Origin of the sequence: Dryocola clanedunensis, assembly GCF_038405435.1 — a bacterium.
GTDB classification, from domain to species: Bacteria; Pseudomonadota; Gammaproteobacteria; order Enterobacterales; family Enterobacteriaceae; genus Dryocola; species Dryocola clanedunensis_A.
In genome coordinates this window covers 1-533 of sequence record NZ_JBBYHZ010000204.1, presented here as the reverse complement: position 1 = coordinate 533, position 533 = coordinate 1, and the positions used below count along the sequence as shown (strand labels likewise).

Genomic DNA, 533 nt, shown 5'->3' with positions numbered 1-533 from the left:
CTCAAGCCCATCCGCTGCGCGGGCCAGCCGGTCATTTTTCGGACGGCATCCTCCAGCGTCAGTACCTGGTTCCGCTTCACATACTCGGCGATGATCCGCGGGAAGGTGCCGTAGGCGCGCGGGTGCGGCAGGCCGATGGCACCTTCGCTGCCGTAGTTCACCGCCGCCGCGGCATCACTGCCGATGCTGACCCAGGGCTGGCGCAGCGCGAGCTGTACGTCCTGCTCGCTGATCATGAAATACAGCGCGACCGCGCGGTTGGGCAGCCCTTCGAGCGCGATATCCCAGGCCGCATCGGCCGGGTCCAGATTCAGTTCGGCACCGATCTCGGCCAGCGTCCTGCCGTGGAAGCGCCGGTACTTGTCACTGAAGCTGTTGGCCAGGCGCACGTTCTGGAAACCGCCCGAGGCGTGCACCAGGTTCGACCAGCCGGGCATCGATCCAGCGGCGACTTCCTTCTTCATGCGTTCGCGCACCTTCGGATCGCGCACGCGCTCGATGCCCTTCTCGAGCCCATCGGCCCAGACCCAGCT

At 66.4% G+C, this 533-nt stretch carries 1 pseudogene; it reads right to left on the bottom strand.

Annotated elements, in window-relative coordinates:
* Window positions 1–533, bottom strand: a pseudogene (locus AAE045_RS24240) (hypothetical protein); the annotation flags it as partial.